The following is a 261-nucleotide window of genomic DNA, read 5'->3' on the forward strand; positions in this document are numbered from 1 at the left end:
GCATCGACCGAATGTGTTGGTGAGGAGCTCATAGGCGGAGACACTGGCTAATTGGATCTGGCAACGGCCGGCTTCCTAGTACAGCTGCTTCGGTGGCGTGGAACGGGTGTTGGTGCGGCTGGAATCCGGTGATGAGCACCCTGTTGGGTATCTGAAAGAACAACCCTTGTGGTTGGTCTTCAATGCCAGGCATGACCTTGCATTTCATACCGATCGTCTGTGACGGTGCTGGTGTTTTGCGGGTGAGGTTGTGGGTTGGTC

Annotated in this window: 1 protein-coding gene; it reads right to left on the minus strand. The window is 55.6% G+C overall.

Annotated elements, in window-relative coordinates; translation table 11 throughout:
* Nucleotides 1-28 precede the first annotated feature (28 nt).
* Nucleotides 29-261: hypothetical protein (locus LPA41_RS41485; RefSeq protein ID WP_229077016.1), on the minus strand; the 233-nt coding region annotated here is incomplete at its 5' end.

Source organism: Actinoplanes sp. DH11, from assembly GCF_020873875.1.
Classification (GTDB): domain Bacteria; phylum Actinomycetota; class Actinomycetes; order Mycobacteriales; family Micromonosporaceae; genus Actinoplanes.